18 protein-coding genes are annotated in these 17,154 nt (G+C 73.6%); 7 read left to right on the top strand and 11 right to left on the bottom strand.

Features of this window, described 5'->3' with window-relative positions:
* Positions 1-102 precede the first annotated feature (102 nt).
* The 4 genes from ACQKM2_RS05095 to budA all read left to right on the top strand — a co-directional run bounded on the left by ACQKM2_RS05095 (position 103) and on the right by budA (position 3,941).
* Positions 103-675 (top strand): TetR/AcrR family transcriptional regulator, encoded by a 573-nt coding sequence (locus tag ACQKM2_RS05095; protein ID WP_427706706.1) that lies wholly within the window; start codon positions 103-105, stop codon positions 673-675.
* A 176-nt stretch (positions 676-851) separates the two neighbouring features.
* Complete coding sequence (gene fabV, locus ACQKM2_RS05090; RefSeq protein WP_427706704.1) at positions 852-2,066, top strand: enoyl-[acyl-carrier-protein] reductase FabV; 1,215 nt, start codon at positions 852-854, stop codon at positions 2,064-2,066.
* A gap of 67 nt (positions 2,067-2,133) precedes the next feature.
* A complete protein-coding gene (gene puuE, locus ACQKM2_RS05085; RefSeq protein WP_427706702.1) occupies positions 2,134-3,042 on the top strand; it encodes an allantoinase PuuE in 909 nt (302 codons plus the stop codon).
* Positions 3,043-3,179: 137 nt separating this feature from the next.
* On the top strand, positions 3,180-3,941 hold the full coding sequence (gene budA / locus ACQKM2_RS05080; protein ID WP_427706700.1) for an acetolactate decarboxylase: 762 nt from the start codon (positions 3,180-3,182) through the stop codon (positions 3,939-3,941).
* 39 nt (positions 3,942-3,980) lie between these two features.
* Here the strand turns inward: budA and ACQKM2_RS05075 are convergent, their stop codons facing one another.
* The 3 genes from ACQKM2_RS05075 to ACQKM2_RS05065 form a co-directional block, all read right to left on the bottom strand.
* Entirely contained in the window at positions 3,981-4,340 is a 360-nt protein-coding gene (locus tag ACQKM2_RS05075) for a subtilase-type protease inhibitor (protein ID WP_007268161.1), read from the bottom strand.
* Between the two features lie 342 nt (positions 4,341-4,682).
* Complete coding sequence (locus ACQKM2_RS05070; RefSeq protein ID WP_427706698.1) at positions 4,683-5,498, bottom strand: DUF4389 domain-containing protein; 816 nt, start codon at positions 5,496-5,498, stop codon at positions 4,683-4,685.
* Between the two features lie 179 nt (positions 5,499-5,677).
* Positions 5,678-7,012, bottom strand: a complete 1,335-nt coding sequence (locus ACQKM2_RS05065; protein WP_427706696.1) for a YhgE/Pip domain-containing protein — start codon at positions 7,010-7,012, stop codon at positions 5,678-5,680.
* Positions 7,013-7,164: 152 nt separating this feature from the next.
* Between ACQKM2_RS05065 and ACQKM2_RS05060 the strand changes: the two genes are divergently transcribed.
* A complete protein-coding gene (locus ACQKM2_RS05060) occupies positions 7,165-7,830 on the top strand; it encodes a MerR family transcriptional regulator (RefSeq protein ID WP_427706693.1) in 666 nt (221 codons plus the stop codon).
* A 171-nt stretch (positions 7,831-8,001) separates the two neighbouring features.
* Positions 8,002-8,349 carry a hypothetical protein gene (locus ACQKM2_RS05055; protein WP_427706691.1) on the top strand — a complete coding sequence of 116 codons (348 nt, stop codon included), beginning with the start codon at positions 8,002-8,004 and terminating at the stop codon, positions 8,347-8,349.
* A gap of 73 nt (positions 8,350-8,422) precedes the next feature.
* On the opposite strand, the gene ACQKM2_RS05050 is transcribed toward ACQKM2_RS05055, so the two are convergent.
* The 6 genes from ACQKM2_RS05050 to ACQKM2_RS05025 form a co-directional block, all read right to left on the bottom strand.
* A complete protein-coding gene (locus tag ACQKM2_RS05050) occupies positions 8,423-11,338 on the bottom strand; it encodes a BTAD domain-containing putative transcriptional regulator (RefSeq protein WP_427706689.1) in 2,916 nt (971 codons plus the stop codon).
* 136 nt (positions 11,339-11,474) lie between these two features.
* Positions 11,475-11,735, bottom strand: a complete 261-nt coding sequence (locus ACQKM2_RS05045; RefSeq protein WP_427706687.1) for a hypothetical protein — start codon at positions 11,733-11,735, stop codon at positions 11,475-11,477.
* 223 nt (positions 11,736-11,958) lie between these two features.
* The gene (locus ACQKM2_RS05040; protein ID WP_427706685.1) at positions 11,959-12,312 is read right to left on the bottom strand and encodes a hypothetical protein; all 354 of its coding nucleotides are present in this window, start codon (positions 12,310-12,312) and stop codon (positions 11,959-11,961) included.
* Between the two features lie 221 nt (positions 12,313-12,533).
* Positions 12,534-12,989: a nuclear transport factor 2 family protein gene (locus ACQKM2_RS05035; protein ID WP_427706683.1), complete on the bottom strand. Its 456-nt coding sequence runs from the start codon at positions 12,987-12,989 to the stop codon at positions 12,534-12,536.
* A gap of 70 nt (positions 12,990-13,059) precedes the next feature.
* Positions 13,060-14,379: a ClC family H(+)/Cl(-) exchange transporter gene (locus ACQKM2_RS05030; RefSeq protein ID WP_427706681.1), complete on the bottom strand. Its 1,320-nt coding sequence runs from the start codon at positions 14,377-14,379 to the stop codon at positions 13,060-13,062.
* Between the two features lie 169 nt (positions 14,380-14,548).
* Positions 14,549-14,911 (bottom strand): ArsR/SmtB family transcription factor, encoded by a 363-nt coding sequence (locus tag ACQKM2_RS05025; RefSeq protein ID WP_427706678.1) that lies wholly within the window; start codon positions 14,909-14,911, stop codon positions 14,549-14,551.
* A 162-nt stretch (positions 14,912-15,073) separates the two neighbouring features.
* Between ACQKM2_RS05025 and ACQKM2_RS05020 the strand changes: the two genes are divergently transcribed.
* Positions 15,074-16,072: a zinc-dependent alcohol dehydrogenase family protein gene (locus tag ACQKM2_RS05020; RefSeq protein WP_427706676.1), complete on the top strand. Its 999-nt coding sequence runs from the start codon at positions 15,074-15,076 to the stop codon at positions 16,070-16,072.
* 13 nt (positions 16,073-16,085) lie between these two features.
* Here the strand turns inward: ACQKM2_RS05020 and ACQKM2_RS05015 are convergent, their stop codons facing one another.
* On the bottom strand, positions 16,086-16,637 hold the full coding sequence (locus ACQKM2_RS05015) for a hypothetical protein (protein ID WP_427706674.1): 552 nt from the start codon (positions 16,635-16,637) through the stop codon (positions 16,086-16,088).
* Positions 16,634-17,116: a hypothetical protein gene (locus ACQKM2_RS05010; RefSeq protein WP_427706801.1), complete on the bottom strand. Its 483-nt coding sequence runs from the start codon at positions 17,114-17,116 to the stop codon at positions 16,634-16,636. Before ACQKM2_RS05010 ends, ACQKM2_RS05015 begins: the two co-directional genes overlap by 4 nt.
* Positions 17,117-17,154 lie beyond the last annotated feature (38 nt).

Below are 17,154 nucleotides of genomic sequence, written 5' to 3'. Positions count from 1 at the left end.
CAGTAGGGAGGGTGCGGCGCCGTGTCCACACCCCGGACGGCCCCAACTCCCATGCCCCGCACGGATCGTGGCCCGGGGCGGCCGATGGGGCAGAATGCCCGCATGTCCCATGCCTCCGAAACCCGCCAGAGCATCATCGACGCCGTACTGCGGATCGCCGGGCAGGACGGGATCGCCGCCGTCACCAACCGCCGCATCGCCAGGGAGGCCGGGGTCTCCCTGGGCTCCGTCACCTACCACTTCGCCACCCAGCACGAGCTGCTGCGCGAGAGTCTGCTGCACTTCGTGGCGGAGGAGACACGGCACTTCACGGAGCTCGCCGACGCCTGTGCGGACGGGCACTTCGACGTCGGGCGGGCGGCGGAGGTGGTGGCACGGGTCGCGGGCGGCGACGCGTTCGACAGCCGGCACATCGCCCCGTTCGAGCTGTACGTCCAGGCCGGCCGCGACGAACGGCTGCGCGCATCCGCCGCCGAGTGCTTCGCCGCCTACGACCTGCTGGCCGCCCGGGTGCTGGCCCGGCTCGGCGTGCCGGATCCCGAGCGGCTGGCGGGCACGGCCGTGGCCCTGGTCTTCGGCCGGCAGCTGCGCCGCCTCGCCACCGGGGCCCCGGCCGAGGACCTCGTCGACACCCTGCTGGTCCTCACCCAGTTCGCCCCGGCGCGGACTTCGTAGGGGGCTCGCGCCGGCGTCGCGGGGGCGCCGATGGTGGGAACACTCCAAGACCTGCTCAAGATCGTTGTCCGCGGCCGCGGCTCCGGTGCGCAGTGGTGCTGTCGCAGACTGGCGGGACGCGGTGGCCGGTTGCCGGCCGCCGCGTCCCCGTCCCGGCCGATCCAAGGACTGCCACCGTGAACGAGCGTGTTCTGACCCCCCGCAACCGGGGCTTCCTCTTCCTCGACTCCCACCCGGCGGGCTGCCGGCGGCTGGTGGAGGACATGTGGCAGGCGTGCCCGGCTCCCGCCGGAGCCCCCGAGGGCGACGGCCCGGTGGCACTGGTCATCGGCTCGTCCGCCGGATACGGCCTCGCGGCCACCCTGGCCGGGCTCAAGCGGGCCGGGATCCGCGGGATCGCGGTCTCCTTCGAGAAGGCCCCCACGCACCGGCGTACCGCCACCGCCGGCTGGTACCGCACCGCGGCCACCGCCGACATCGCCCGCGCGGCCGGGCGGGACCTGGTCTTCCTCAACGGCGACGCGTTCTCGGACGCGATGAAGGACCAGGTCGCCGAGCTCGTCGAGCGGCGCTTCGGCGGCCGGCTGGACTACCTGGTGTACTCGGTGGCCGCGCCCCGCCGCACCGACCCCGACACCGGCGCCGCGTACGCCTCCGTCCTCAAGCCGATCGGCGCGGCGAACCGCACCAAGACCCTCGTCTTCGACGACCAGGGCGATCCCGAGGTCCGCGAGGTCGAGACCGGGCCGGCCGAGGGCGACGACGTCCGGCAGACCGTGGCCGTGATGGGCGGAGCGGACTGGGAGCGCTGGATCGACCACCTCGCCGGACGGGGTCTGCTCGCGGAGGGCTTCGCCACCGCCGCGCTCTCCTACATCGGTTCGCCGCTGACGGCGGCCATCTACCGGCAGGGCACGATCGGCGCGGCCAAGGCCCATCTGGAGGCCACCGCCCGCACCCTGGACGAGCGCCTCGGGAAGACGGTGGGCGGGCGGGCCGTGACCTCGGTGAACGGCGCGGCCGTCACCCAGTCCTCCACGGCCATCCCCGGCATCGCCCTCTACACCGGCCTGCTGCGCGGCGTGCTCGGGGAGGAGGTGGTCCCGTCGATCCGTCAGCTCGCCGCCCTGTGGGACCAGTTGACCGGTGCGGCCCCGCTCGCCCAGGACGACGAGGGCCGGGTCCGGCTGGACACCTGGGAGCTCACCGACGAGGTGCAGGCGGCCGTCGCCGAGCGCTGGGAGGCCGCCACGACCGGCACCATCGCGGGCCTCGCCGACCTCGACTGGTTCCGCGACGAGGTCCGGCGCCTGTACGGGTTCTCGGTGCCGGGCGTCGACTACACCGCCCCCGTGGCCACCGAGGTCCCCTGGCCCGTCGCCGCGCCCTGATCCGCGGGACGGACACGGCCGGAAGCGGTCCGGCCTTCCCGCCGGGCGGCGCGGTAGGGTGCGGCGCGTGTCGGAGCATCAGCGCGATCTCGTCGGCTACGGTGCCGAGCCGCCGCACGCCGCCTGGCCCGGCGGGGCGCGGGTCGCCGTCAGCCTCGTGCTCAACTACGAGGAGGGCGGCGAGCGGAGCGTCCTGGAGGGCGACCCGGCGTCGGAGGGGTACCTCCACGAGATCGTCGGAGCGCCGCCGGTGGTCGGCGGGCGCGACCTGAACGTCGAGTCGATGTTCGCCTACGGCTCGCGGGCCGGGTTCTGGCGCGTCCACCGCACGCTCGCGGAGCACGGCGCGCCGCTCACCGTCCACGCCGTGGGGCAGGCGCTGGAACGCAACCCGGAGGCGGCGCGCGCGATGGGCGCGGCCGGCTGGGAGGTGGCGGGCCACGGCTGGCGCTGGACCGACTACCGCCAGGTGCCGCAGGACGCGGAGCGGGCCGAGATCGCGCGGTGCACGGCGACGATCGAGCGGCTCTGCGGCCGTCGGCCGGTCGGCTGGTACACCGGCCGGACGAGCCCCGCCACGCGGCGCCTCGTCGCCGAGGAGGGCGGCTTCCTCTACGACTCCGACGACTACTCGGACGACCTGCCCTTCTACGTCGAGGCGGCCGGGCGGCCGCACCTGGTGGTGCCGTACAGCCTGGACGCGAACGACTTCAAGTTCCTGATCGTCCACGGCTTCACGACGGCCGACGACATGCTCGGCTACCTGGTCGACACGTTCGACGCCCTCCATGCCGAGGGCGCGGACCGGCCGCGCATGATGAGCGTGGGCCTGCACTGCCGGATCATCGGCCGGCCCGGGCGCATCCGCGCGCTCGACGGCTTCCTGCGGCACGTCGCGCGGCGCGGCGGCGCCTGGATCACCACCCGCGAACGCATCGCCCGCCACTGGCTGGCCACGCACCCGCCCGCCGGCTGAGGGCCGGGAGGGGCTCGGCGGGGCGCGCACACCCTCGCGCGCCCCGCGCGACCGCGTGCGCGCCGTTGTGACGGGGGTGGCGCTTCCCTACGGTGCTCGACGCGGGTCCGGCGTACGCACGGGAACCAGGGGGGAACATGACCGCACCGGAAGGGAACCCGCCGGGCGCGCCCCGGCCGAGGGGGAGGATCTTCCAGACCTCGACCATGACGGCCATGCTGGAGGGCGTCTACGAGGGCACGACCACCGTCGCCGAGCTCCGCCGGCACGGGGACTTCGGCATCGGCACCTTCGACCGGCTCGACGGCGAGATGATCGTCCTCGACGGCCGCTGCTACCGGCTGCGCGCCGACGGGTCCGCCGGTGAGGCCGACCCGTCGACGCGCACGCCGCTCGCGGCGGTGACCTACTTCCACGGGGAGCACGACTGGCGGACCCGGGAGCCGGTCGACGCCGCCGGGCTGCGCGCGCTGATCGACGGGTGGCTGCCGAGCCCGAACCACTTCTACGCGGTCCGGGTCGACGGGCACTTCGACCACGTCGTCACCCGGATGCTCCCCGAGCAGCACCGGCCGTATCCCCGGCTGATCGACGCGGTCGCGGGACAGGTGATCTCCACCCACACCGGCCTGCGGGGCACCGTCGTCGGCTTCCGCAGCCCCGCCCACCTGCTGGGGGTGGCCGCCGCCGGGTACCACCTGCACTTCCTGTCCGGCTGCCGCACCCGCGGCGGGCACGCGTACGACTTCGTGCTGCGGTCCGGGCGGGTGCGGGTCGACGTGGGGTACGAGCTGGTCCTGCACCTGCCGCGCACGGCCGACTTCGGCCGCGCGCGGCTGGGCCGCGGCGATGTCGCGGGCGAGATCGAGGCGGTGCTCCAGGGAGGCCCGAGGCCGTGACGGGCGGGTCCGTGCGGGGGCCCGCCGGCGGAGCGGGCGTCAGAACGCGAAGACGGCGTTGCCGTTGAGGGTCGCGTTCATGGAGCAGGCGTTGGAGAAGGTGTGCTTCCACGCGACGCGGCTGCCCTGCCAGACGCCCTCCGCGGTGACGGTCACGGGCGCGTAGTGCATCGGGCAGGCGCGGTTGGTGTCGGGGGCGGCCAGCAGCCGGTCGAAGGTGCCGCCGGTGGAGTTCAGGGCCGTACAGGCGGCCTTGGGGTCCGGGTGCGTGCCCTGTGCGGTCGGCATACAGCTGAGGGTGGCGGCGCGCAGCACCGGGGCGGAGGCGTCGTCGCCCTGGGCGACGGAGAAGACCATCGCGGACGGGGCGTACAGGCTGGTGGGCTTGGCCTCCGCCATGCCGGTGGCGCCTGCCAGGCAGAGGAGGGCGGCGGCGGAGACGGCAGCGAAGCGGTAGCGCACGACAAGACTCGCTTTCGATGTGAAGATTGAGCGCGACAATTACTTGCGTTGTCGGGCTTCGATGCGGCTGAGTCTGTCGGATGCGAAGGTGGGGCGCATGTCTACGGCCGATTTACGGACACGCCGTTCGAATATCGGATAGCGAATGGCCGTTCGGGCAGCTCAGGCGGTGTGCGGCGCTCCGTGTCCGCTCGGAAACGGGGGGTGATGAGGGCCGTCCCCGGCGGAACGCGCGCCGCTGACCTGGTGTCGAGCGGCTCGCGTTCACCTGGAGGCCATTCAGCTTGTCCGGATCGCTGCGGTTTCCACGCCTTCGAACCGGTCGTCGTCCCTGACCTGGACCCGGACCGTCGGGGAGGCGCACGCGACGAGGATCCCGAGGACGAGGAGCAGCACGACCAGCGCCTTCGCCGGTGCGGCGAGGAGCAGCGGGCGGGTGCCGGAGGCCGCGGCGGGCCCGGACACCGGGGCGTCGGCGGCCCACGCGTCGCCGAACAGGCGCTTGGGGTACGCGGAGGTCAGCATCATCACGTACGCCTGGTAGCGCATCCGGAAGCGGGCGACCGCCGCGACGGCGCCGAAGACGGGGGCGGGCATGCGCCCCAGCACGAGGGTGATCAGCCAGAACACCCAGCAGACGGCCCCCCAGCCGTACTGCAGCAGGCCGGTGACGATCATCGCCGGGATCATCAGGACGAGGCGGAAGAGGACGGCCGCCCGGTTCAGCGGGCCGGGGCGCAGTTCGATCCGGACCGGATGGCCGGGCGCCTCGAAGGAGAAGGGCGGGTACCGGTCCACCAGCAGCATCGCACTGGCCGCGACCCGGGTCTCGTACGCCAGGAACCCGCCGAGGAACCGGGCGACGCCGTCGGGCAGACGGCCCAGCACCAGCGCGGCGAACCAGCCGGCGACGGTCACGAAGAAGGCGGCGACGGCGAGGAGGGCCGTGACGATCAGCTGTGGCAGCAGCAGGAGCAGCCGCAGCAGGACCGTCCACCGCCGCTGCCGGCCGGGCGGCGGGACGTCGAGCTCCGGCAGGTGTTCGCCCTGCGGGTGGCCGGCGTCCGGCGGGCGGGGGGTCCAGCCTGTGGTCATGGGGCGCTCCTGCCGTCGGTCGGGGCGCACGGGCGGGTCCGGTGGGCGGATGCGAAAAAGGCGGGTTCCGCGCGTACGCCCTGTCAGGGGTACCGCGCGGAACCCGCCTTTCCAAGGATCCCGGCTGTGGCCGGCCGCCCGTTGCCCTGAAGGGCCCCCTCGGCGGCCGGCCCGCCGTCTCAGGCCGTGGCGGGCGCCGGAGCCTCGGCGGCCGCGGGCGGCTCCGGGGTCTCGTCGGCGTCGGGCCGGGGGATGCGGTGCAGGCCCCGGCGGTCGTAGAGGCGGGTGACGGCGAAGCCGAAGAGCAGGGCGGCGGCGAGGGCGATGCCCATCGCGGTCCACGCCCGGGTCAGGCCCGCGTCGGCCTGGGCGCCGTAGAAGAGGATGGAGCGCAGGCCCTCGGTGATCTGGCGCAGCGGCTCGAACTCGGCGAGGCCGCGGAAGAAGCCGGGCAGCGCCTGCAGGGGCACGGTGGCGCCGGAGGAGGGGACGGCCATCGCGATGAACACGATGGTGGCCAGCAGCATGCCGGGGGTGCCGAACGCGGCGAACAGGGCGAGACCGCCGATGCCGACGACCGCGATGGTGGCGACCGAGTACAGCCACAGCAGGCCGAGGTGGGAGGCGTCCATGTCGAGGACGGAGACGGTGGCGACCTCGACCAGGGTGCCCATGATCACCGACATGCCGAGCATGAGGGCGACGCCGACGGCGAGGGTCCGGACGCGGCTGGTGTGCTGGACGGGCTCGCGCTTGCGGACCGGGCCGTAGTCGGTGTGGAGGTAGCCGAGCGCGGTGTCGACCTGGGAGTTGACCAGGTTGGCGCCGAGCATGCCGCAGACGACCAGGACCAGGGCGTAGTAGAAGGCGCTCAGGCCCATGGCGCTGCGGGAGCCGACGGGGTGGCCGTCGGCGACGGTGACGGTGACCGGGTCGGCCAGCTTGAGCTGGGCGGCCGTCGGCAGCGGGGTCTTCTGGGCCGCGGCCTGCTTGAGGAGCTCCTGGCCGATCTGGGCGGAGGCCGCGTGGGCCGCCTTCTGGGCGGCCTGGGACGACATGGAGGAGCCTATGCTGCCGGCGGACTGGTTGGTCAGCACGGTGATGGTCGGCGGGGCGGGCTTGCCCTGGGCCGGCGGCTGCGGGGCGGCGAGCGCGGTCACCGTGGCGGAGAAGTCCTTCGGGATGACGAGGGCGCCGAAGACCTTGCCGCTGCCCAGCCGCTTGTCGGCCTCCTCGCGGCTGACGAGCTGCCAGTCGATGCTCTTGTCGCCCTCGGCGGCCTTCTCGATGCCCGAGACGACCTGCTCGCCGAGGGTGACGCGGCGGCCGCGCGCGTCGGCGCCGGCGTCGGCGTTGACCAGGGCCACCGGCAGGTCGCGCAGGTTCCCTCTGGGGTTGACGTTGCCGCCCACGTAGAGCAGGGCGAACAACATCGAGACCACTGCGGCGATGAGTCCCGTACCGATCCACAGCTGGGGTCGGCGGAGCACGGAGGGTGGCGTGGGGTGAGGCATCGATTCTCCGGTGCGGCTGCGATTCCTGAGTTGGATACTTCTGGTATCCAGTGACTGGATACTGGCAGTATCTTGTTGTGGTGTCCAATCGCCGACGGCGGCCAGCCGATGGCGGGCACCGGACCGGACCGCATGACCAGCAGGGAAGCCGCATGAAGATCTCGGAGCTCAGCCGGCTCACCGGCGTGCCGGTCGCCAGCATCAAGTACTTCCGGCGGCAGGGCCTGCTCCCGGCCGGCCGGGCGACGGCCGCGACCCTGGCGGAGTACGGGGAGGAGCACGCGGAGCGGCTGCGGCTGATCAAGGCCCTGACCACGCTCGGCGGCCTGTCCATCGCCGCCACCCGCGAGGTGCTCGGGGCCGTCGACCAGGCCCACAGCACCGAGGGGGCCCTCGGGGCGATCAGCTACGCGCTCCCGGTGCCGGTGGCCTCCCAGGGCCCCGCGGACGACGAGGAGGAGACCGACGCCGACGAGGCCGCCGCGGCGGAGGTGACGGAGCTGCTCGCCGCCCTGGAGTGGCGGGCGCCCGGCACCTCACCCCACGTGAAGGGGCTGACGGCCGCGCTCAAGGAGCTGCGCCGGCTGGACGCCCAGTACGCCCCGGGCGAGCTGGCCGCCTACGCGCGGCTGGCCGAGTCGGTGGCCCGGCTGGACCTGGAGCGGGCGTCCTGCCTCGACGAGCCGGTGGCCCTCGCGGAGCGGGCCGTCATCGTCTTCGCGATCTGCGCCCCGGTCTTCGAACTGCTCCGCCGCCTGGCCCAGGAGGACCAGGTCCGCCGCCGCATCACGGACGACGGCCCCGAGTCCGGCTGCTAGACCCCGCGGCAACCGGGGCTCCCGCTCCGTGCGGTTGGCGTCGTGTTGGCGGGTTGTTGGTACGGCCCAGCACAGTGCTGTCCGTGCGCTCCCCGCGGAGCAGCACCTGCGACGGGGCAAGCGGAACGCATGCGACGTCCAGCCGACCTTTCTTAGGAGCACGGGCACACCATGAAGAAGAGGATCATTCAGGCCGCCATGACGGCTACCGCGGTAGCCACCTTCGGGCTGATCGCCGCCGGCCCGGCGAGCGCGGCCACCGCGGTCTGCGAGGGGTACACGTGCACCAGCGGGAGCGTGCCCTCCAACGGCAACCACGAGGTGTGTTTCTCCGGCACCCACACGGCCCTCGCCTATTGGGGGCGTGCTGAACTCTGGGACGCCGACACCGGTGTGATGGTCGCCTCCTTCCCCACCAACGCATGGGAGACGAAGAGCAGGTGCGTGGGCGGTCTGTACGGGCAGCACTACTACGAGCGTGGTTCCGGCGGGTTCTTCTACGGCAAGGTCTGGAACTGAGCAACGCCTGAACAGAGCATCATGAAAGGCCCCTGCCGGGAGATCCGGCAGGGGCCGTTCCGCTGCTCGCCCATCAGGCGGCGAGCCGGCGGAGTTCCGGGAGTACGGGGGCGTCAGTGCCCTCCAGGGCGTGCAGTGCGCTGTGCCAGAGCCTTCGGGCTCCCGGTTCGTCGCCCGCATCGCGGAGTACGTGTCCGTATTCGTACTCGGCCAGACCGGTCGCGTACGCGTCGCCGCGCTGACGCGTGAGCTCCAGGAGCAGCTCGCAGGTGCGCCGCGCCGCCTCCAGGCGGCCGAGCAGGCGCAGCGCCCGGGCTTCGCCCCGGCGGATCTCCCGCTCCGCGTTCCAGTGGGTACCGCCGCCCTCGGCGGTGGCGGCGAGGCCTTCGGCGAAGCGGGACAGCGCGGATTCGGGCTCGTCCAACGCCAGGTGGGTGTGGCCGATGTTGCTGAGTGCCACCAGGCGGAGTGCCTGAGCGTCGATGCGCGTCGCGATGTCCAGGCTCTGGAGGTGGTACGAGATCGCGAGGCGGGCGTCGGCAGGTTCGGCCACGTATCCCTGGTTCCCCAGGAGGAGCGCCTGATGGAAGTCGGAGACCGGCTCGGGGCGGAGTGCCAGGCATTGGGCCAGGGCCGTCCGGGCCTCGCCGTACCGTCCCATGGCTCTCAGGACGGCCGCCCGGTTGCCGAGCGTGATCATGCGCGTGACGGCGTCCTGTCCCGCCCGCATCGCGCTGGACTCCTCCAGCAGACGCAGTGCCTCGTTCATGAAGCCGTCGGAGTACTGGGCGACCGCCAGGCAGCGCAGGGCCTCGGATTCCGCCTCCGTATCGCCGGCTTCCCGGGCCAGGCGGATCGCGTGGTGCGTCAGCCGCTTCCTCACCTGCGTGAGTCCGCGGTCGTGGAAGTAGGGGTAGAGCATCTGGATCAGTTCGACGGCTTGCCGGTGGCCCAGTCTGCCGCCGTCCTTCTGTCCGGCCAGGAAGATCAGGTTCTCCGCCTCCTGATCCGCCCACGTGAGGGCTTGCGTCGCGTTGTGGAAGGACGAGCCGTCCGTTGAGGCGGGGTCCGTGGCCGTACGCCGAGTACGTGCCCAGAAAGTGTCGGGGTACCGGACCTCGGCGCATGCTGCTGCCCGGCGCAGGTACCAATTCAGAGCACCCTCGTCCAGCCCGGAGTGGTGCGCTCGTGCCGGGTGGGAGCGTGCCAGCTCCCGGGCGAAGTCCCGTACGAGGTCGTGGGGCACGTACCGGCCGGCACACGGCTCGTCCAGCAGCGCGACCTCGGCCAGCCGCTCGAGCGCCAGATCGGCGCGGAGTACGGAGACGTCCATGAGCCGTGCCGTCAAGCCGGCGGAGTACTCGGGCAGGTCGAGGGAACCGAGGCGGGTCAGCGCGTCCGCCGCGTCGCGGTCGGTCTGCTCGGGCGACGAGCCGAGGGCCTCGTGGGCCGCGGCCAGGGACCTGCGGACGCTCAGGTCGTCCAGTTCGAGGTGGTCGAGCCGGGCTTCCTGTGCGGCAAGTCGTTCGGACAGCGCTTCCACAGAGAGGCTTTCGCGGCTCGCCAGCCGGGCGGCCGTGATGCGCAGTGCGAGCGGGAGTCCCCCGCACAGGGCGACGAGTCGGTCCACGAAGGCGGAGTCATCCGCCCTCAGCGGGCGGCCCGAGGCCCTGCGGAGCAGGAGGCCGCTCGTCGCCGCTGACAGGGGTGCCAATCGGATGTGCCTGCCGGAATCCAGCGTTGCGAGCGGAAGCCGGCTCGTGACCAGCACGGCACAACCCGGTCCCGCCGGCAGCACGGGCCTGATCTGGCTCACCGAGGAGACGTCGTCGAGGACCAGGAGAACGCGCTTGTCCGCCAGGGTCGACCTCAGCAGCGCCGATGCCCCGGCACTGCTCGTCGGAACCAGCCGCGGGTCCACGCCCATGCCCCGCAGAAGCAGCGCGACTGCCTGACAGGACTCCACCGGCGGGACTCCGGGAGTGCCCGCGTGCAGGTTGAGGAAGAGCTGTCCGTCAGGGAAGGAGCCTCGCAGTTCCTGGGCGACGTGCAGGGCCAGGCCGGTCTTCCCCACACCGGCCATCCCGCTGATCACGGCCATGGCCGGGTGGGTGCGGGGGGCGAGCAGAACGGAGCGGATCGCTTCGACGTCCTGGGTACGGCCGACGAAATGCAAAGGCGGTGAAGGGAGCTGCGCCGGCCGTCCGGTCGGGGCGACGATGGTGACCGCTTCCTCCGGAGCGTCCGAGCGGCTCTTCCCCGACAGGATGAGCCGGTGCGCCTGCTGGACCGCGGGGCCGGGTTCCACGCCCAGTTCGTCCACCAGCACGGTCCGCAGGCTCTGGTACCGGGCCAGGGCTTCCGCCTGCCGGTCCGTGCGGTCCAGGGCGAACATCAGCTGTCGGTGGAAGGATTCGCGCAGCGGATGCTCCGCCACCAGGAGGGCGAGTTCGGCACAGAGGCCCTCGACCCGCCCGAGGTTGAGCAGGGCCTCGAACCGGCACTCCAGGGTCTGGAGCCTCTGCTCCTCCAGGTAGACGATCCCGGGATGCTCCGGCGCCGTCGACGCGTCGGCCAGGGGTGTGCCCCTCCACAGCTCCAGCGCCGCCCCGGCTTCCCGCTCCGCTTCGTCCCACTTCTCCAGCCGCAGGGCTTCCCTGGCGCGCTCGCCGTGCCGGAGGAAGGAGTCGGAGTCGGCTTCCCCCTCCGCGACCCGGAGCTGGAATCCCCGGCCTGCCGTGCGGAGTCGGGTCGCGCCGTCCGGCCCCAGGTCCTTGCGCAGGCGCGCGACGTGGTTGTGCATGGAGGCGAGCGCGGAGGCCGGCAGGTCGTCACCCCACAGGGCGGCCATCACGCTTCCGAACGCGACTACGCGGTTCGCGTCGAGGAGAAGGGCGGCGAGCACGGCCCGGGACTTCGGCCGCGCGACGGGGCGCAGCCGGCCCGCGTCGTCCTCCACCGTCAGCGGCCCTAATATGCCGAACCTCATCAGCCACCCCCGAAGTCTGAACGATCGGACATTGTCGTCCAGAGACGGGTATTGATCAACTGCGCCCGCCGTACGGTCCTGACGGCTGCGCGGTGGCCGGGGCACGCGGTGGCGGCGCGGGCCCCGGTGTCGGCGGCTATTCGGTAGTGGGTTTGCGGGCCAGGGCGTTGGCCACGGTCGTCGTGCTGAGGCCGGTGGCCCGCATCAGCTCGACGCGGCCGACGCCGCGGCTGTTCGCCGCGCGCATGGCCGCGTTCCGCAGGGCGACGTCCGGACGGTTGGCGTGGCGGGCGAACAAGTGCTGCACGACCACGGCGAACCGGGTCAGGAGCCGGCCCTGCCATGCGGTGACGAGCTGCTTGCGGGGGGTGGGGAGCGGTGTTGCCGGTGCTGCCAAGGGGCGTCCCTTCGGTCGACGTCTGCTCTGTCGACGGTGACGGCAGCGCCGGCCGGCGGCCAGAGCGCGAACGAGCCGCCGGCGGCGGGACGGAAGGGAGCCACGGGGAAGAGCGCGGCTCAAGGGGCGCTCCGCGCAGCCGTTCGCCACTCGGGACGTGGCGCGAGGATGCCGCCGGGGGCACTGGGGCCGGGCCGACGGCTTCCGGGAGGGCGGGCCGGGGTCAGATGGTGACGCAGATGCCGTCCTCGATGGTGCGGCCGTCGCGCTCCAGGCCGCCGCAGACCAGCTTCGCGTTCGCCTGCTCGTAGTTCACCGGCCAGCGGTGCGAGGCGGCGACCACCTTCGGGCTGTGGAAGCCGCCCCAGTAGGAGCGCAGGGTGCCCGGCAGACCGTCCTTGGTCTGCACGGTGATGTCCTGGACGAAGCGGTTGTGGTGGGCGGTCATCACGCAGATGTACCTGCCGCATTGGCTGTCGACGCCGCCCGGACGCGCGTCGGCGGGAGCACCGGTGGTGAGCGCCAGGGTGACACCGGTTGCCAGGGTCGCGGCGAGGTACCGCAGGCGGTTGTTCATGGAAAAGCCGTCTTTCTTTCTGTCGCTCTGTCGCTGTTCGGGGAACGCCGGCGGGCGGCGGTGACCGTCGTCGCGCCCGCGGGGGCCGTTCTTGATCACGATCCGGTTGTAACGACCCCGGGCCGGGCGGGGACAGGGCCCGAAGGGGGAACTCACCCGTTCGGGCCAATGCGTTCACCCGGCGAATCGCCACTGCACCCCCGGGCGGTGCGTGCGGGGGCTCAGTCCAGCAGCGCGGGGTCGAAGTAGTCGCGCAGACGGGCGATCTTCCCGTCCCGGACGCGGAAGATCTGCACCAGCGAGACGGCCCGGTCCTGCGCGGCGTCCCCGTCGGCGGCGTCGCCGTCGAAGACGGTGTCGATCTCGGCGATGAACACGTCGGGATCGGAGGTGGTGTGGAGCACGTAGCCGGACTTCTCGAAGTTCGGCGCGCGGCCGCCCTCGACGGGGCGCGCGTAGTACGCCGCCATCGCGGTGCGGATCTCCTCGCGGCCCGCCAGCCTCCGGGGGAAGGCGGCGCCGTCCGGCATGAGCGGCGCCTCGAAGACCCCGTCCTCGGTGAAGGTCTCGGCGAGGGCGTCGGCGTTGCGGCTCACGGTTCCTGCGTAGAGGTAGCCCTCGAAGATCTGCTGCGGTGTCGCCGGCACGGCGGCCTCCCCTGGGAGTGCGGTGGGCATCGGAAGGCCACACCATCACAGAGCCGCCTCCCGGCGGGGGGGGTTCGGGCGGCGGTCACCCTCCGCCGGGTCAGGGCCGCTCCAGCATCCGGCGCCGCAGGCCGTCGTAGACGGGCTCGCTCTCCACGGCGTCGGCGGCGAGTGTCGCGGCGAAGCAGGCGACCAGCAGCGGCAGGACGAGCGGGGTGGCGCCGGTCATCTCCAGCACCAGTACGACGCCCGTGAACGGTGCCCGTACGACGCCGGCGAACAGGGCGGCCATCCCGACCGCCGCGAACGCCCCCGGCCCGGCCGCCCCGGGCGGCAGCAGCGGCGCGGTGACCGCGTGCGCGAAGGTCCCCCACAGGGCTCCCAGGGCCAGCAGCGGGGCGAACAGCCCGCCCGGGGTCGCGGCCGCGTAGCTGAGCGGGCCGGCCACGAACCGGACGGCGAAGCAGCCGGCCAGCACCGCCGCGGCGGGGGTCCCGCCCGCCAGCAGGGCTTCGCTGAGCGGGTCGCCGCCCCCGGCCAGCAGCGGGTCGTACGCCATGAGCAGGCCGACGACGGCCCCGATGGCGGCGGCCCGGGCCACGGGCGGCACCCGGGTGAGCCGGTCGCACACGGAGAGGGTCCCCACGACGAGGCCGGCGTAGGCGGCGCCCAGCAGCCCGGCCACCGCGCCGAACAGCAGGAAGAGGGGCAGCGTCCACACCGGCGGCAGCGGCATGGGCGCGACCGGGAAGACGGGCGCGTCGCCGACCAGGAACCGGGAGCAGGCGAGCGCCGAGGCCGTGCCGATGAGGGTGAGCAGCACCATGCGGGGCCGGACCGTGCGGGTCACCTCCTCGCAGACGAACAGCAGCCCGCCGAGGGGTGCGGTGAAGGCGGTGGCCAGGCCGGCGCCGCTGAGGGCGGTGTGCAGCTGCCGGGCGTCGTCGGCCTCCAGACGGGTGAGGCGGCCGGCGCCGGACCCGATCGAGGCCCCCATGTGCACGATCGGGCCCTCCCGGCCGAGGACCAGGCCGGAGCCGATCGCGATGAGGCCGCCGAGGAACTTCGCGGGCAGCAGCCACAGCGAGCGGGGCCCCGGCCCGGCCTCCTCCCGCCATACGGCCTCCACGTGCTGGATGCCGCTGCCCGCGGCGGTCGGGACCCGCCGGGCGATCGCGCAGGCCACCGCCGCACCGGCCGCGGCGAGCGCCACCGGGATCAGCAGCCGGCCCGCACCGCCGAGTGCGTCGGCGGTCTCCAGGAGCCTGCCGCGCAGTTCGCCGGCGCCTTCCAGGCACCGGCGGAACGCGCCGCCGACCAGCCCCACCAGGGCGCCGGCCGGGACCGCGACCAGGTAGGCCCGGTAGGCCCGGTACCCCACTGCGGTGCGTCCGGGCGGGCCGGACCGAGGACCGGGCATGCGCCTGCCTCCCCACCGAGCCGTACCGAGCCGTACCGAGCCGTACCGAGCCGTACCGAGCCGTACGGACGTCGTCCGAGCCTGGACCGGCCGGGCGTCCGGGCCGGCGAAGCTCGCCGTGGGGGCGTCCCGGAGGCGCCCGACCGGGCGAAGCGGCGCCCGGCCCCCGTCAGGGGCGCCCGGGTACGCCGACCAGCGCGCGCAGCAGGCCGGGGAAGGCCTCGTCCACCTCTTCCCGGCGCAGGGCGTTCATCCGGGAGGTGCCCACGTAGTACTGGCGGATCAGGCCGGCGTCGCGGAGCACGTGGAAGTGGTGGGTGGCGGTGGACTTGCCGACCGGAAGGTCGATGGTGCCGCAGGCCAGGTCCTGCGGGGCGTGGTAGAGCTCGCCGACGATCTTCCGGCGCACCGGGTCGACGAGGGCTTCGAGCACCTGCTGGAGGCCGATGGCGGCGATGTCCGGGTGTTCCGGGATCCGGTCCGTCCGGGTGCCGCTCCGCCGTGCTGCCGCTGCCGTTTCCGCTGCCGCCATCGGTCCGCCCGCCTCCCGTGTTCCGCATGCCTGACTGGTTCCGCCTTCGACGGCTGCCAAAGTACCACCGCCATCGAACTTTGACAGCTGTCGAACTTTCAGGTTGGCTGGGGGCACGGCGGTGCGGGTCCCGTACCGGCGTCGATCGGAGGGGGAGGCACTATGACCGCGACGGTGCGGTTCCACGAGTACGGCGGCCCGGAGGTACTGCGGATCGAGGAGGTGCCGGTCGGCGAACCGGGCCCCGGCGAACTGCTGGTCCGGGTCGACGCGATCGGCATCAACCGGGCGGAGGTGCTGTTCCGGGCCGGCCACTACATCGAGCCGGCCAAGGAGTTCCCGGCCCGGCTCGGCGCCGAGGCGGCGGGGGTGGTCGAGGCGGCCGGTCCGGGGGTGACCGGGTTCGAGGCGGGCGAGGCGGTGAGCGTGGTGCCGGCGTTCTCGATGAACGACTACGGCGTCTACGCGGAGCGGGCCCTCGTCCCGGCGGCCGCGGTCGTGCACCGCCCGGCCGGGCTCGGCGCGGTCGAGGGGGCGGCGGTGTGGATGCCCTACGTGACGGCGTACGGGGCGCTGGTCGAGGTCGGCGGGATGCGGGCCGGCGACACGGTGGTGCTGACGGCCGCCTCCAGCAGCGTGGGCCTGGCGGCGATCCAGGTCGCCCGGCGGGTGGGCGCGGTGCCGGTCGCCACGACGCGCAGCCGCGCCAAGCGGGAGGCGCTGCTCGCGGCGGGGGCGGCGGCGGTGATCGTCACCGACGAGGAGCCGGTGGCCGACCGGGTGCTGGCCCTGACGGGGGGCCGGGGCGCGGAGTTCGTCTTCGACGCCGTGGCGGGGCCGGGCGTGGTGGACCTGGCCAGGGCGGTCGCCCCCGGGGGCACGCTCTTCCTGTACGGGGCGGTGAGCGGCCTGCCGACGCCGTATCCCGGTTTCGAACTCGGGATGCCCGCCCTGAACATGCGGACGTACACGATGCACGAGACGACCAGGGACCCCGCGCGGCTGCGGCGGGCGGAGGCGTTCGTCACGTCCGGTCTGACGGCGGGGGCCTTCCGTCCGGTGGTGGACCGCGTCTTCGGCCTCGGCGAGATCGCCGAGGCGCACCGGTACATGGAGTCGGGCGTGCAGATCGGGAAGATCGTCGTCGAGGTCGCCCACTAGGGCGGCGGACCGCTCAGCGGCGGTCCGCCGGTGCCCGGTCGCCGTCCACGTTCCAGGTCCGGGGCAGTTCGGCGTCGCAGAAGACGCAGACGAAGTCCCCCTCCCGCACGATGTTGACCTCGCGGCAGCCGGGGCAGCGGCGGAAGAGCACCGGGTGGGTGAAGCCGGCCGGGTGCGGGATGCCGGCCGCGGCCAGGGCCGCGGCGACGTCCGGCCACGAGGCGGTGTCCGGGCAGTAGCCGGTCGACTGGTTGCTCACCACGTCGACCCGCCACCGCCCGGACTCCTCGCGGAAGCCCATCTCCCCGGCGGCCCGCACGGGGCCGCCGCCGGCGCAGGCCACGTGCTCGCTGCGGCGGGGTGCGAGCCGCAGCGCACCGGCGCCGTCGACCACGTACGTGAAGGGCTCGGCCCGTTCACCCGGCGCCGCCGCCCGCAGCCAGTCGTGCAGGTCGGCGGCCGACCGGACGCACCGCCCCTCTCCCCCGGGCCCGGCGAGCGCCCGCAGTTCCCCGGGCCCGACGTACCGGTAGCCGCGGCCCGGCGGTCCCGGGGCGGCGGTCACGCGGTCTGCCGGTCGAGGAACTCGAGGTGGAAGCGGCTGCGGTCCGGGACGTCCGCGTCCTTGACCGGCACGCCGAAGAGCACGTTGACCCCGGCGGGCCGGGTGGTGACGGCCGACTGCTCGTCGAAGGTCAGGACCGGGTTGGCCACGTGCCGGCAGCCGACGGCGTCGAGGGCGGCGATGAAGTCCTCGCGCAGGAAGGTCGCCGCGTACGCGCCGGCGTCCGGCAGCACCTCGGGCGGCAGTCTGGCCGCCGACCCGGGGTCGAGCCGTACCGAGATGCCGCTGACGTGGCGCCGGGTGACGACGAGTTCCAGCCCGCCCCAGACGTACGGGTACCCGTCGAAGTCCGGGCCCTTCATCACGATCTGCGGGTGCGGCCGGCCCGGGCCGAGCACCTCCTCGGCCGCGGCGAGGGGCATACCGCAGTGGAGCGGGCCGATCCGGCCGGTCGCCGCGAAGTCGAGGAGGACGTTCATCAAGGTCACGACGGTGACTGTCGCAGCTCCGATGGGGA

Source organism: Streptomyces sp. NPDC004126 (genome assembly GCF_050275515.1).
GTDB lineage: Bacteria > Actinomycetota > Actinomycetes > Streptomycetales > Streptomycetaceae > Streptomyces.
The sequence above is the reverse complement of the archived record's forward strand: the minus strand, read 5'-3'. Positions and strand labels throughout refer to the sequence as shown.